The sequence below is a fragment of the Methanoculleus sp. genome, assembly GCF_020696975.1.
In the GTDB taxonomy this organism is placed as follows: Archaea; Halobacteriota; Methanomicrobia; order Methanomicrobiales; family Methanoculleaceae; genus Methanoculleus.
Genome location: NZ_JAJGBK010000029.1, coordinates 62,402 through 75,773, shown reverse-complemented (window position 1 = coordinate 75,773; position 13,372 = coordinate 62,402). Strand labels below are relative to the sequence as shown.

Sequence of the window (13,372 nt, the reverse complement as noted above, 5' to 3'; positions counted from 1 at the left end):
GTCAGTCCCGGTGCGCCCTGAGATCGCACTCCGGGCAGGTGGTGAATACCCCGCAGGCGGAACAGTCCTCGCCGGTGCAGGGCTGGACCCGGATCGTGACGCTCGCCCGGGGGAACTCCCGTCTGACATCGTCTTCAACACGCTTCACGATAGCATACGCCTCTTCGAGGGTCGCGGTCCTCGGGACGACCAGGTGGAGGTCCACGAATCGGTTCGGCCCCGACCGGCGGGTCCGGAGCCTGTGGAACCCGATGATGTCCGTGCAGTGTTCGCTGAGAATCTCCCGGATCCGGGCCTCTTCCTCGGGAGGGAGGCTCCGGTCGACGAGATCCTCAAGCGAGCGCCGGATGAGGTCGAAGGCCGCCCGGAGGATGATGACGGCGACCGCGAGCGCGATGAGGGCATCGAGGATCACGAGACCGGTCAGCCGGATCAGCACGAGCCCGGCCACGACCCCGGCGGAGGTGTAGACGTCCGTCCGGAGGTGCCAGGCGTCGCTCTCGAGCGCGATTGACTCGGTCTGCTTCGCCACCGTCATCAGCCGGGAGGAGACGTAGAGGTTCACCCCGGCCGAGAGCAGCATGACGGCGATGCCGAGCCCGAGTCCTTCGACGTTCAGCGTACCCCCTTCACCAAAGAGGCTGCCTGCCGCTTCGTTGATGATCAGGAGAGCGGCCGCGAGGATCAGGACCGCCTCAAGGAGTCCCGATATGCTCTCGTACTTCCCGTGGCCGAATGTGTGGCACTCGTCGGGGGGCCGGGCCGATTGCCGGACCGAGAAGTAGGCGATGACCGCGGCAACGAGGTCGATTGCGGAGTGGATCGCCTCGGATATGATGCCGACCGAACCGATCGCAATCCCGATGGTGAGTTTCGTCACCACAAGCAGCGTATTCGATGCGACCGAGAGGCGCGCGGTCTTCTCCTTGAGCGCGCCATCCTGGCCTGGAGCACCACGCTCTCCCGGAACGACCACTCCCATGATGGTGAATGTTCGCCCTCCACCGGGATAGGGTTTATGTCCCGGACCCCGTCAATCGACTGTGAGGATGATGAGCGAGTCGGTCCCTTCCCGCCCGGGGGATACCCCTTCGGTCAGCACCACGCGTTCGCCGGGATTGATCACGCCCCAGTCCCGGATCGAGTCGAGGATCGCTCCGTGCCAGTACTCCTTCTCGCTCCGGATCAGGAACGGGCAGACCCCGTAGGAGAACGCCAGGAACTTGAGGGTGCTCGGGTTCCGGGTGAACGCCAGGATCCAGGCCTCGGGCTTGAACCGGGAGATGTTCCGCGGAGTGCTCCCGGAACGGGTGGGCGTCAGCACGAACCCGATATTGAGCGCATCCAGCGCCTCGATGACGTTGAGGGAGACAACGTCGTTGACGGTTATCCTCTCCCGCCCCTTCCCCTGCCGGAAGTAGTCGATCGGGCCGCACCCGCCCCCAACGCTTGAACGCTTCTCCTCGGTCGAACGGGCAATCTTTGCCATCATCGCGACCGTCTCAACCGGGTACTTCCCGATGGACGTCTCTTCAGAGAGCATGACGGCATCCGTCCCATCCAGGATGGCGTTTGCGACATCGGTCACCTCCGCCCGTGTGGGCCGGATGTTGTCGGTCATCGACATCAGCATCTGGGTGGCGGTGATCACCGGCCGGCCGAGGATGTTGGCCTTCTGGATGATCCGCTTCTGCACCGCGGGAACCTCCTCGATGGGGATCTGGACCCCGAGATCGCCCCGGGCAATCATGACCCCGTCGGTATCCCGGAGGATCTCATCGATGTGGAGAAGCGCCTCCTGCCGCTCGATCTTCGCTATCACCCGGATAGACTTCCCGGATTTAGCCGCATGCTCCCGGGCTTTCAGGATATCCTCCGCCCGCTCGATGAAGGATATGCTGAAGGTGTCAAGTCCCTCGGCGAGCCCAAAATCGATGCACTCCCGGTCCCGGTCGGTCACGGCGCTGAGTGCAACGATCCCTCCGCCGCCCACAATGCTCATCCCCTTGCGCGAGAGGAGGGGGCCGCCGACAACCACCGTCGCCCGGACGTCCCGGTCCGCGACCTCGTTGACCTGGAGCTGGAGAAACCCGTCGCTGAGATAGATGATGCTCCCCTCCGCGACCAGCTGTGGAAACTGCTCGAAGTCGACGGGGATCCGGGAGGGATCGCCCGGTATGGGTGCGGTCGTGAGGGTGATGGTCTCGCCTTTGCGCAGTTCCATCGGCTCGCTCGCGAGGTCGCCGATCCGGATCTTCGGTCCCGGGAGGTCGATCAGGATCGTGACCGGGAGCCTGGCATCATCCGCGGCGGCCCGGATGTTCCTGATGTTTTCCCGGTGCTCATCGAACGATCCGTGGGAGAGGTTGAGCCGGGCAACGTTCATACCTGCCTGGATCATCCGGACGAGCACCTCCCGGGAGTGGGATGCGGGCCCGATGGTACAGACTATCTTTGTTTTGTGGTCAGGCAGGCTCATCCGCTTCCGTCTTGCCTGCTCCGATATGCTGTGCAGTACCTCTTCGAGCATCATAGAGTACTCACAGGCACCGGCACCGGATTAACCTTCTCCCGGAGGGGTCGATGCTCCCCCGGGAGAAAGGATCTGCAGGGATTAAAAACGTATCCGGGGCCGGTATGAGTCTGATCACTCCGGGACGGGTTCTCGATCCCGCACCGGGCCCCTGGATTCGTGAAGCGCGGTCGCCGCGAGCGCTCGTCCGCTCTCGGCGCTATACTCCCCGATACGGTGGTGGACATGCTCGATCATGCCCCCGGTGGTGATGATGAGCGAGTTCTCCCCGATCAGGGCTTTTAAGATGCACTTATCGATGACACCGTAGGTGTAGTCAAGAAGGATTCGTTCCCGGTTGGCAAACTCCTTCGCGCGTGTGCCCATTGCCCCGACGTGGTCGACCGCTCCGGATTCAACGAGCGCCCGGACCTCGTCGCCGCAGGTGCGGTCGGCGTTGCAGAGGTAGATCCTTCCGGTTCCGTTGCGGACCGGCGCGTGGCCGTGCAGCATCCGCTCGATCCGGTCGGTGAACTCGAGCACGCTTTTTGGGGGGACGCCGCGGTCGATGATACCCCGCAGACCAAGCTCGTTATAGAGGTCGAGCAGGGCGGGCGGTTTCAGCCTGGCGGCCGCGAGGAGGGCATGGTCTGAGAAGACCTCTTCAGGCGGCCCCCGGGCGAGGACCCTGCCGTGCTCCATAAGGATGACCGAGTCGGCCCAGCGGTAGGCGAGCTCGACGTCGTGGGTGGATATCAGCACCGTCCGGCCGCCGGAGGCGAGTTCGTCGAGGAGCTCCATCACCTCCTCGGAACTTGCGGGGTCGAGGGTGTTGGTCGGTTCGTCGAAGACGAGGACCGCCGGCTCCATCGCAAGGATTCCCGCGATGGCAACCCGCTTCTTCTCGCCGCCGGAGAGGTGATGGGGCGGCCGTTTCTCGTAGCCGCGGAGCCCGACGTAGCCGAGCGCGTCCCGGACAACCCGCCGGACAGCGTCGGGGGGGAGACCGAGGTTCACCGGCCCGAAGGCTACGTCCGCTTCAACGGTCGGGGCGATGATCTGGACGTCGGGGTTCTGGAAGACGAACCCGACCTGGCGTCGGAGGTCCCGGAGACTCCGGTTGTCGTAGGCGAGCGGTCTGCCGTTGAGGCGGACCTCTCCTGAGGCGGGCCGGAGCATGCCGTTGAGCATCAAAAGAAGCGTCGACTTTCCGGCGCCGTTCGGGCCGACGAGGGCGGTCTTTGACCCGGCGGGGATCCGGATGCTCACCCCGGCGAGGGCGGCAGGACCGTTCGGGTAGGCGTAGGTGACGTTGTCGGTCTCAAGCAATGGTGTCATACAGGTGCCAGACCTCCGGTGGAGAGTGAGACGCCCAGGACAGCCGAGATATAGAGGAGGGCTGCCGCGAGCGCCGGAAAGGAGACCGTCCGAGCCTCGCCGGGGATGCCGAGTTTGCCGTCGTAGCCTCGTGCATCCATCGCGAGGACCAGGGCTTCCCCGCTCTCCCAGGTGCGGAGGAAGAGTGCCCCGGCGAGCATCCCTGACGACTGCACCGATTCCCGGAACCGGCCGTAGCCGAGGCGCATCACCTGCGAGCGGTAGATCTGGCCCGCCTCCTCGATGAGGATGAAGATGAACCGGTAGGTGAGCATGGCGAGATCGATGAAGACGGCGGGTACCCGGAGTTTTCGAAGGATATCGAAGACCTCAGCCATTGGCGTCGTGAGCGCGATGAAGTAGAGCGAACACATGCCCCCGAAGACCCGGGCGAGGAGGAGGACGGCGAGGTTCGCGCTGCCGGTCGTGATCGCGAGGGGGAGGCCGGGGACCTCGAAGAGTACGGCCCCCCCGGGGGTGATGAAGAGGATCACGGCGATACTCATCACCGCAAACGAGACCGGGATGAGGAGGAGCCGGGCGTAGAACCGGGCCGGGATCTTTGCTAATGTAAGAATCGCAACGCTCATCGCGGCAGCGACGAGCAGGGGGGCGACGGGACCGGGCGATGAGACACAGAGGAGGATGCTCGCAAGCCCGATGAAGAGTTTGAGCCCCGGGTTTGTCTGCCGCAGGCCGTTTGTCTGGGCAAAGTCTTCGAGCACCTCGTACATTCGCGTCCTCCTATCAGATTTTGTAGGGTTACCTGAAAAATCAGGCGGTTCTTCTGCTGCCCTGCCAGTAACCGAATATATAGCCGATGATCACGGCACCGATCGCGGCCTGGAGGGCAAAGAGGAGCGACTCGACCTCGCCGCTCGGGGGTGTCCAGAAGGGCTCCGTCCAGGGCTCGTAGCCGGAAGCCTCGATAAGGGCGGCGGCCTCGCCGTCTGCTCCGCCCCAGGCCTCCTCCCCGGAGGCGCGGATTGCGGCATCCTGGAGGAGGAAGACGGCGGCAAAGACAACGATGAGCGCGGCGACCGTGATCTCCATGCCGTACTTCATGCCGCGGCCTCCCGGAGTTTCGTGATGGTGCTCTCGGAGAGGAGGTTTAAGCGGGTCAGGATCTCGGGTTTGAGCTGGACGATATACTTGAAGACGAGCGCAATCACTGCTCCTTCGACGATGGCGAGCGGGATCTGGGTGATGGCGAAGATCGCGGCGAAGGCCGAGAACGCCCCGAGGAACCCGGTGGTTCCGGGGAAGGCGAGGGCGAGCTGGACCGATGTGACGACGTAGGTGGTGAGGTCGGCAAGCGCTGCGGCGGCAAAGATCGTCGCGTAGGTGTTTGCGCCCACCCGGGTCCCGGCCTTATAGATGAGGTAGGCGACGGCGGGACCTGCGATCCCCATCGAGAAGACATTCGCTCCGAGGGTGGTGATCCCCCCGTGGGCGAGGAAGACCGCCTGGAAGACGAGGACGATCAGCCCGAGGACGGCGGCAATGAAGGGGCCAAAGAGGATGGCGCCAAGCCCCGTCCCCGTGGGATGGGAACAGCTTCCGTTGAACGAGGGGAGTTTGAGCGAGGAGAGGACGAAGACGAACGCGCCTGCGACCGCGAGGAGCGGCAGGGCTTCCCGCTTCTCCTGGACGAGTTTGTTCACCTGGTAGAGTCCGACGATGATGAAGGGCAGGGAGACGATGAACCAGATCTCCCACCAGGGGCTTGGTAAGAATCCTTCCATAATATGCATGATATCACCTGTGATCCGCCATGCAGGCGTTAAATAAGATGCACTTGTGTTAATGTAATATTATTTGGTGTATGCTGGTTATCCCCGGTCATATTTATCTTCTGCGGTAATGAACACTACTGGAACGTTATGCGCCTGATTCCACGGATTGTCGTCGCAGGAACCCACAGCGGCTGCGGCAAGACCACACTTGCAAGCGGCCTGATGGCGGCGCTCACCGCCCGCGGGCTCGCCGTCCAGCCCTTCAAGGTGGGCCCGGACTTCATCGATCCCACGCACCACTCGGCTATCTGCGGCCGGCCCTCGCGCAACCTCGACCCCTTCATGATGGAGGAGGCGGGGGTGCGGGAGACATTCCTCCGGGCGGCGGAGGGCGCCGATATCGCCGTCATCGAGGGAGTGATGGGGCTCTACGACGGTCTCGACGGGACCGAGACCGCGAGCACGGCGCACGTCGCAAAGATCCTCGATGCCCCGGTCCTCCTTGTGGTGGATGCAAAGGGTGCCTCAAGGAGCGTCCACGCAGTTGTCCGGGGGTATGCGGGGTTCGACCCGGGCGTCCGGGTGGCCGGGGTCATCTTCAACCGGGTCGGGAGCCCACGCCACCGGGCGCTGATCGAGACCACGCAGAGCCTCCCTGCCTACGGCTGGGTCTCCCGGAGGGACGATCTGGCGGTCGCAAGCCGGCACCTCGGGCTCGCGATGGCGGCCGAGACGGGAACTCTTGCAGGGTTCGGGCCCGTGGTGGAGGAGACGTGCGATCTCGCCGGGATCATGGCCCTTGCCCGGTCGGCTCCCCCTCTCCCGGCTGTGCCGGGGATCCGGGGGGGGCCGGAGGCGGGGATCCGGCTCGGCGTCGCCCGTGACGCGGCGTTCTGCTTCTATTACCGCGACAATCTTGATAAACTCGTGAGAGCCGGGGCGGACCTGATCTTCTTCTCGCCGATGACGGACCGGCTCCCGGACGTGGACGCCCTCTACATCGGGGGAGGCTACCCGGAGCTCCATGCAGAGGCGCTCGCAGCCTCCCGGTGCCGGGAGGATGTGCGCCGGGCGGTCGACGATGGCATGCCGGTCTACGCGGAGTGCGGCGGGCTTATCTACCTCACCGAACGGCTCGCAACCGATGGGGAGGACTACCCGATGGCAGGAGTTCTCCCGGCGTCGGCCGCGATGACGAACCGCATCCAGGGCCTCGGCTACGTGGAAGCCCGGGTGGTCGGCGGGGCGCCGGTGCTTGGACCGGGCACCGCCTTCCGGGGTCACGAGTTCCACTACTCCCGCCTCGACTGCGCCTCGGACGCACGGTTTGCCCTGGAACTCCTCAGAGGCCGGGGGATCACTGACGGCCGGGACGGGCTCGTCGTGCAGAACACGGTCGCGCAGTACACCCACGCCTACTTCCCGGGAGGGTTCGCCGAAAGACTGGTGCAGGCCGCCAGGGCATACCGGCGGGGGTAGGAAATGGCTCGCCTCCGGGGTTGTGCTCACTGGTGCAAAAAGAGGGATCAGGAGGTGGTGCTGTTGGGGGTGACTATGACCGTCCCGGTAGCTCCCGTGGTCTGTGAGGTGTAGGTGTAGTTCCCCGTGGCCCTGAAGTTGTTGGTAAACGAGTCACCTGGCTGAAGTATTCCGGAATCGAAGAAACTGCTCGCACTGGTCCCTGTTACGGTCTGGTTCATCGTGCCTTCATTGGTCCAGCCCACTGTGGTGCCGGAAGGTACGGTGATCGAGCTCGGCTCAAACCCGCTGTCGGTGATCGAGACGAGCTCGTCAGCGACGGCTGCGGCCGGTGGTCCCGGCGGTGTCTCCGTTACGTTCGCGGCGGAGGTCGTCGTCGGGGTCTCCGTCACGTTCCCGGCAGGAGCTCCTGCCGGAGCTACGAGCCCGGCGGGTGTCGTCGCTGTTCCCATCGGAGTCTCGGTCTCTGTCGGTGTTGTCGCTGTTCCCACCGGTGTCTCGGTCTCTGTCGGTGTCGTCGTTGTTCCCATCGGTGTCTCGGTCTCTACCGGTGTCGTCGCTGTCGCCATCGGGGTCTCGGTCTCCACCGGTGTCTCGGTGAGGCCCGGTGTTGTACCGGGGGTCGCCGGCTGGTCGCCCGTTGGCTGCACACATCCTGCGATCATGATGCTCGCGATCACCATGAGGGCAAGGATACCAAACACTCTCTTCATGTGGTGGACGATGCTTCTTGGCGTAAATAAACTTTACCCCCCGCCTAAAAACGGAAATGCGGGCCGTAAATGCCGCGTTGCAGGGTCGCATCCCCCCGTCAAACGGTTGGGGATGCGGTGCGGGCCAGTTGATTGGCAGAAGGCCATAGCAGTAACTGTTTTGTGAATAAAGCGTTTTGCTTTTGGCTACAGGATCCTCGACTGCGTCGTCCACTCACACCGGAAGGTGTCCTGGCGTAGAGGGTGCCGCACCGGCCGGATTTGATCCTCCGGTTGGGCAATACCCATCTAACCAGCCGTCGGATCGTCTTTCCAGAGGCCCAGCCGGTTCTGCTCGGTGTCCTCGCAGATGGCGAAGTAACCCCTCCCCGGGACTGCCCTCTTCTGGATCACGACTCTTCCTCCAGCCTCCTGAACCCGGGCCACGTACTCGTCGATCGAGGGAACGCCGATGAAGACTGTTATCGGCTCGCCTGGGTGGGCCCGGGGAAGGATCTCGCCGCCAATCCCTTCTGTCGCGATCTCAAGATACCCCTCCTGCTCCATCCCCGGGAACGGCTTCACTGCCCAGGCAAAGACCTGCTCATAGAACGCCCGCGCCCTGCCGGTATCGCCGGCGGGGACATTGAACCAGACTATCGTCGGCATGTGCATACCTCCGGCTCCCGGTGGCGGGCGGGGCGGATAACTCTTTGGTCCGGTGGTGAAGGTATTTATAACGAGGGTATGGATAGGGTGGCCCATGGAGGGGCTCACGAAGCGCATGTTCGGGAAGACCGGGCGGGAGGTCACCCCGGTGGGGCTCGGGGGAGAAGGGGTCCTCCGGACCTACGGGCGGCATGCGGAGGCAAACGCCGTCATCACCGAGGCGCTCAAGGCCGGGATCACCTACTTTGACTCGGCGAAGGCCTACGCCGGGAGTGAGGACTACTACGGCGAGGTCTGGCGGAACCGTCCCGAACTCAGGGAACCAATCTTTCAGGCCAGCAAGTCGGCAAGTCGGCTCCACGCGGACGCAGAACTGGATCTCCAGAGGACCCTTCAGAGGATGGGCATTGAGACCCTTGACCTCTGGCAGATCCACGATGTCAGGACGTTTGCCGACGTCCGGGCTCTCGAAGCACCGGACGGGGCCCTCGCGGCGTTTATCGAGGCGAGGGATTCCGGCATCGTCCGGCATATCGGGGTGACCGGGCACCACGACCCGGACGTCCTCTCGCACGCTGTGGAGACCTGGCCGGTCGACGCCGTGATGATCCCGGTCAACCCGATTGAGGGCGCGCTCGGAGGATTCCTCTCCTCGACACTCCCTGCCGCACGGGAGCAGGAGATCGCGGTCATCGGGATGAAGGTGCTCGGGGGGTCAAACTACCTCATCCCCGATGCGGGGGTGACGCCGGAGATCCTTGTCCGATACGCTCTCGCCCAGGATATCACCGTCGCAATCGTCGGCTGCTCTACGCCCGCGGAGGTTCAGGCGCTTGCCGCCGCCGGGCGGAACGGTCCTCTGCGCGATGACGAGGCGGCGGCGCTCGTCGAAGCGTTCCGGCCCCACGCCCGCGAGCTCGCGTACTACCGGGGACCACTGTGAGACGGTTCGCGGCGGGTATCTCCTGCCACTGATATAAGCCGGCGGCGCTAACCTGCAGGACGAGAGAGCGGCGCCGCGAAGACGGCGGCGGCCGCATCGAGAAGGTGCACTTTGACAACCCAACCACACCGCATCACCGCATCGCCGGACGCGATCCTCGTCCTGGTCGTGCTCGTCATCTTCGCGGACATGATGATCTACGGCCTCCTCATTCCGGTCTTCCCGCAGTACGCCCCCCGCCTCGGGGTGGATGAATCGGTCATCGGGGTCGTCTTCGGGGTCTACGCCGTGATGCTCCTCCTCTTCTCCATCCCGATGGGCCTCCTCTCCGACCGGGTGGGACGCCGTCCCCTCATCGTCGTCGGGATGCTCCTTCTCGCCCTCGCGACGGCCCTCTTCGGGTTCTCGACGACGGTCACGCACCTCATCATCGCCCGGGCGGTCCAGGGGGTTTCGGCAGCGGCCACCTGGTCCGCAGGGCTTGCGCTCCTTGCCGATACCTGCGACCCCTCGCGGCTCGGGGAGAAGATGGGGATCGCGCTCTCGGCGGTCGGGCTCGGGACCGTCCTCGGACCGGTGGTCGGGGGGCTGCTCTTCGAGTACCTGGGCTATACCGCGACCTTCCTCTTCCCGGCGGTGCTGGTGGCCTCCATCGGCCTCGCGGTTCTTGCGGTCCCGGTGCGCACCTGCAGCCGGGACCGGTCACCGATGCTGCCCCGGGGCGCCCTCTTCCCGCTCGCTGCCTGTGCAGCCGCGGTCATCGCGGTCTCCGGGACCTACGGCATCGTGGACCCCTACCTCCCGGTCTACCTGCACACCGCCTTCTCGGCGTCCCCGGCAACGATCGGCCTCGTCTTTGCAGTGCTGGCGGTCGCGGCCATCCTCGCCCAGCCGGTCGCAGGAAGGGTCTACGACCGGTACGGGGGCAGCCGCTACCTCATCGGCGGCGGGCTCTTCTTCTCGGGGATTGCGACCCTCGCCGCCATGCAGGCGCCGACCCTCGCACTCGTCGCCGTTGCCGTCTTCATGCTGGGGGTCACGCTGAGCTGCGCCCTGGTGCCGGTGATGCCGATCCTCGCCGGTATCTACCGCGACCACGGCTCGCAGGGCGCCGCCTACGGCATATACAACACGCTCTACTCCGTGGGTCTCGCGGCCGGGCCGTTCGCGGGTGCCGCCCTCTCGGGCCGGTGGCCGCTGCCGGCGATCTTCCTGCTGCAGGCAGGTCTCCTCGGGATTATGGGGGTGCTCGGCTGGCTGGCCATCGAGCGGCTTCATTGGCGGTGAACGCTACGTTCTTCGTGCTGCCGGCCCTATACTATCGTCTCTGAGGATGCTATGTCGCTGGAACTCTGCCGCCGCCACGCCCCCGAACTGCTGATCGTCTTCTTCGGCCTCATCTTCCTGGTCGTGGCCTCCGGGGTCTTCGGCGGTGAGGTTGGGGTGTTTTTTGCCTCAGCGCTCGACGCGGGGCTTTTTGTCATCCTCGCGATGCTCGTCTACCTCGCGGAGACCCGGCACCGGGCGTTTTGGTGGATCGCCGGCATCTGGCTCCTCCTCCTCATCGGTGGGCTTGCGGCCGCGGCGGCCGGTGTCGGGTTCATCGCGATCCTCCCGGTGGAAGCGATCGAGACCGGGGAGTTTGAGACGGTCGACCTTGCCCTGGCCGCAGAAGTGGCCCTGCTCCTCCTCGGCGTCTTTGTCGCAGGGCTTGCCAGCCTCATCGGGTTCTCCCGCCGGTTCAGGGTATGGCTCGCAGGATACCTGCCGTTCGACCCGGACTCACTCCTCCATACGGTTGCACTCGTGGTCATCCTTGCGATGACCCTCATCCCGCCGGTGCCGCTCCTGGTCTCCGGGGGTCCGCCCTTCCTCTCGGAGCAGTTTCTCGGCCTCCTGACGGAGTCCGGGGATCTCCTCGCGGAGACGGTCACGCTGAACGCGTACACTCTCTTCTGGACGCTCGTCGGCTCGTTCTTCATCGCCGGGGCATACGTCCGGCGGACGCTGCGCGAGACCCTGGAACGGCTCGGGCTCGTCCGGCCGACGGGGAAGGAGGTCATCCTCGCCGTTGTTGGGGCTCTCGCCCTCGTTGTCGCCTTCCACTTCATCGACCCGGCGCTCGCCGCCCTGGTGGGCTGGCTCGGCCTCCCGGTCACCGATGAGGAGGCTGTCAACCTGCTCTTTGCCGGCTCGCTCACCCTGCCCGGGATCATCATGGCGTCCGTTGCGGCGGGGTTTGGGGAGGAGGTGAGCATCCGCGGCCTGCTCCAGCCCCGGTTCGGCATCCTCCTCCCGGCCCTCCTCTTCGCGTCGCTCCACGCGCTCCAGTACAGCTGGGACGGGCTCATCTCGGTCTTTTTGGCAGGGATTGTCTTTGCCTATATCCGGCAGTACTCGAACACCACGACGTCGGCGATCACCCACACTGTCTATGACCTGGTGCTCTTTGCCCTGATGATGGCCGGGATATCCTTCTGATGCGAGGGTTCCAGGATCCGGTCTTCTGGATTTATAAAAATAACCTCAGCAAGCCATTTTTCCTGCGTCATACCGCCTGCAACGCGGCACGTGCCTCCTTCAGGGTGTATAGGCGGCCGGCCCTGGCCTCCGCAACCCCCCGGATGGCTTCCGTCGCCGAAGATCTGATCGCCCCTGTCAAATCGCTCACTGTAGAGCAGCCGACGCGGTCTGAGAGGTCGGGAGATACTAAATGTGTATTTATATGATGGCGGATAGCATATCATAACATACCTGAAATTACGCGGAGATGAAATTGATATGGCCCAGAAGATTGAATTAGGTCTCCATCTCGAAGGCGATGATGCCCGCCGTTTTGAGAAGTACATGGCGGATCCCGACCGGTATGACACTCCGGAAGGGCGGGAGATGACCCGCTGGGTACGTAACCATGGAGAAGAACTTGTGAGATCTATCCGCTAGAGAAGCACCCCTCGGTGGCCTATTCTTACACGATCGAGATGCCCCCAATAGACTCTCCTACGACCACGGATGCCGGGTTGCCAAAGATACCTCTATCGGATTTATCATTTGAACGCCTCACCGCTAATCGTGATACTCTGTCGTTCTTCTGTGCACACCAGGAATTGATCGACTATCTAACCGTTGATGCATTGAAGAATCAGGATGCCCACGTTGCCGTTACATATCTTGCCATATACAAGGGAAAGTGCGTTGGATACTTTTCGCTCCTTAATGACAGCATCATCAAGAAGGATATCGATCCTGAAGACGACAAGGATTGGTATACTTACTCCTATTATCCTGCAATCAAGATCGCCCGGTTCGCTACACACCAGGAATACGAGGGGAGAGGTGTTGGGCGAGCCATGTTGACTGTGATACGATCGATAGCGACAACCGTGTCAAAATATTCTGGATGTTGTGTTCTCACTGTCGATGCCAAACCCGATGCCGAATCGTTTTACGACAAATTTGGATTCCACAGGGCCTTGAAAACCAAAAGGAAGAACACGATACCGATGTATCGCTGTAACATCTTCTAGGTCGCTCAAAAGCGCATACGCCCGCGACCAACCTCTAACATGGTGCAGGTACCTTTTGATGCTCATGTACCCGCCGTTCACCTGGATGCCCCTTTCATCCCTCAATTGAGACTCTTCGAGTTTCTCAAGCTCCGGTTCTAGCGAACCATCGCACGTACAGGCAGCCGCTCCCGACGCGGCGATATCCCGGGGGAAGTCTTTAGAGCAACTTCATTATAGCGCCGTACTCTGCATTGCAGGGCTTGAGCACGACCTGTAGCAGTCAACGTCGCGTGCGATTATGCCCTAAAACTAAACCGTTCTGGAAACAGGTGCTCAACAGGTTGAACAAAATAATAACGCTGAGGGGGAGATTTGAACTCCCGAGGGGCTCAACGCCCCACGGGCTTTCCAGGCCCGCGCCCTACCGGTCTAGACTACCTCAGCACAGAATGTGC

General features: G+C 63.4%; 14 protein-coding genes and 1 tRNA gene. 6 read left to right on the top strand and 9 right to left on the bottom strand.

The genetic code is table 11. From position 1 onward, the window contains the following. Position 1: 1 nt before the first annotated feature. The 6 genes from QZ650_RS08940 to QZ650_RS08915 form a co-directional block, all read right to left on the bottom strand. On the bottom strand, positions 2 to 982 hold the full coding sequence (locus QZ650_RS08940; protein WP_292520951.1) for a cation diffusion facilitator family transporter: 981 nt from the start codon (positions 980 to 982) through the stop codon (positions 2 to 4). 51 nt (positions 983 to 1,033) lie between these two features. After that, complete coding sequence (pyk, locus tag QZ650_RS08935; RefSeq protein WP_292520953.1) at positions 1,034 to 2,533, bottom strand: pyruvate kinase; 1,500 nt, start codon at positions 2,531 to 2,533, stop codon at positions 1,034 to 1,036. Between the two features lie 114 nt (positions 2,534 to 2,647). Beyond that, the gene (locus tag QZ650_RS08930) at positions 2,648 to 3,850 is read right to left on the bottom strand and encodes an ATP-binding cassette domain-containing protein (protein WP_292520955.1); all 1,203 of its coding nucleotides are present in this window, start codon (positions 3,848 to 3,850) and stop codon (positions 2,648 to 2,650) included. Next, on the bottom strand, positions 3,847 to 4,623 hold the full coding sequence (gene cbiQ, locus QZ650_RS08925) for a cobalt ECF transporter T component CbiQ (RefSeq protein WP_292520957.1): 777 nt from the start codon (positions 4,621 to 4,623) through the stop codon (positions 3,847 to 3,849). Before cbiQ ends, QZ650_RS08930 begins: the two co-directional genes overlap by 4 nt. A gap of 40 nt (positions 4,624 to 4,663) precedes the next feature. Continuing rightward, positions 4,664 to 4,954, bottom strand: coding sequence for an energy-coupling factor ABC transporter substrate-binding protein (locus QZ650_RS08920; protein WP_292520959.1), 291 nt, complete (start codon positions 4,952 to 4,954; stop codon positions 4,664 to 4,666). After that, positions 4,951 to 5,643, bottom strand: coding sequence for an energy-coupling factor ABC transporter permease (locus tag QZ650_RS08915; RefSeq protein WP_292520961.1), 693 nt, complete (start codon positions 5,641 to 5,643; stop codon positions 4,951 to 4,953). Before QZ650_RS08915 ends, QZ650_RS08920 begins: the two co-directional genes overlap by 4 nt. A 129-nt stretch (positions 5,644 to 5,772) precedes the next feature. Here QZ650_RS08915 and QZ650_RS08910 point away from each other — a divergent pair, with 129 nt between their 5' ends. Continuing rightward, positions 5,773 to 7,104 carry a cobyrinate a,c-diamide synthase gene (locus QZ650_RS08910; protein WP_292520963.1) on the top strand — a complete coding sequence of 444 codons (1,332 nt, stop codon included), beginning with the start codon at positions 5,773 to 5,775 and terminating at the stop codon, positions 7,102 to 7,104. Between the two features lie 47 nt (positions 7,105 to 7,151). Here QZ650_RS08910 and QZ650_RS08905 read toward each other — a convergent pair whose 3' ends face one another. After that, complete coding sequence (locus QZ650_RS08905; protein ID WP_292520965.1) at positions 7,152 to 7,817, bottom strand: hypothetical protein; 666 nt, start codon at positions 7,815 to 7,817, stop codon at positions 7,152 to 7,154. Positions 7,818 to 8,105: 288 nt separating this feature from the next. Next, on the bottom strand, positions 8,106 to 8,465 hold the full coding sequence (locus QZ650_RS08900; protein WP_292520967.1) for a VOC family protein: 360 nt from the start codon (positions 8,463 to 8,465) through the stop codon (positions 8,106 to 8,108). Positions 8,466 to 8,559: 94 nt separating this feature from the next. Here QZ650_RS08900 and QZ650_RS08895 point away from each other — a divergent pair, with 94 nt between their 5' ends. From QZ650_RS08895 to QZ650_RS08875, 5 genes are all read left to right on the top strand, one after another. After that, complete coding sequence (locus tag QZ650_RS08895) at positions 8,560 to 9,408, top strand: aldo/keto reductase (RefSeq protein ID WP_292520969.1); 849 nt, start codon at positions 8,560 to 8,562, stop codon at positions 9,406 to 9,408. A 111-nt stretch (positions 9,409 to 9,519) separates the two neighbouring features. Beyond that, a complete protein-coding gene (locus QZ650_RS08890) occupies positions 9,520 to 10,695 on the top strand; it encodes an MFS transporter (protein ID WP_292520971.1) in 1,176 nt (391 codons plus the stop codon). 51 nt (positions 10,696 to 10,746) lie between these two features. Continuing rightward, a complete protein-coding gene (locus tag QZ650_RS08885; protein WP_292520973.1) occupies positions 10,747 to 11,889 on the top strand; it encodes a CPBP family intramembrane glutamic endopeptidase in 1,143 nt (380 codons plus the stop codon). 300 nt (positions 11,890 to 12,189) lie between these two features. Continuing rightward, entirely contained in the window at positions 12,190 to 12,351 is a 162-nt protein-coding gene (locus QZ650_RS08880; protein ID WP_292520975.1) for a hypothetical protein, read from the top strand. A gap of 14 nt (positions 12,352 to 12,365) precedes the next feature. Beyond that, the gene (locus QZ650_RS08875; RefSeq protein ID WP_292520977.1) at positions 12,366 to 12,935 is read left to right on the top strand and encodes a GNAT family N-acetyltransferase; all 570 of its coding nucleotides are present in this window, start codon (positions 12,366 to 12,368) and stop codon (positions 12,933 to 12,935) included. A 339-nt stretch (positions 12,936 to 13,274) separates the two neighbouring features. Here the strand turns inward: QZ650_RS08875 and QZ650_RS08870 are convergent. Beyond that, positions 13,275 to 13,361: transfer RNA gene (locus QZ650_RS08870), tRNA-Ser, on the bottom strand. Positions 13,362 to 13,372: the final 11 nt, after the last annotated feature.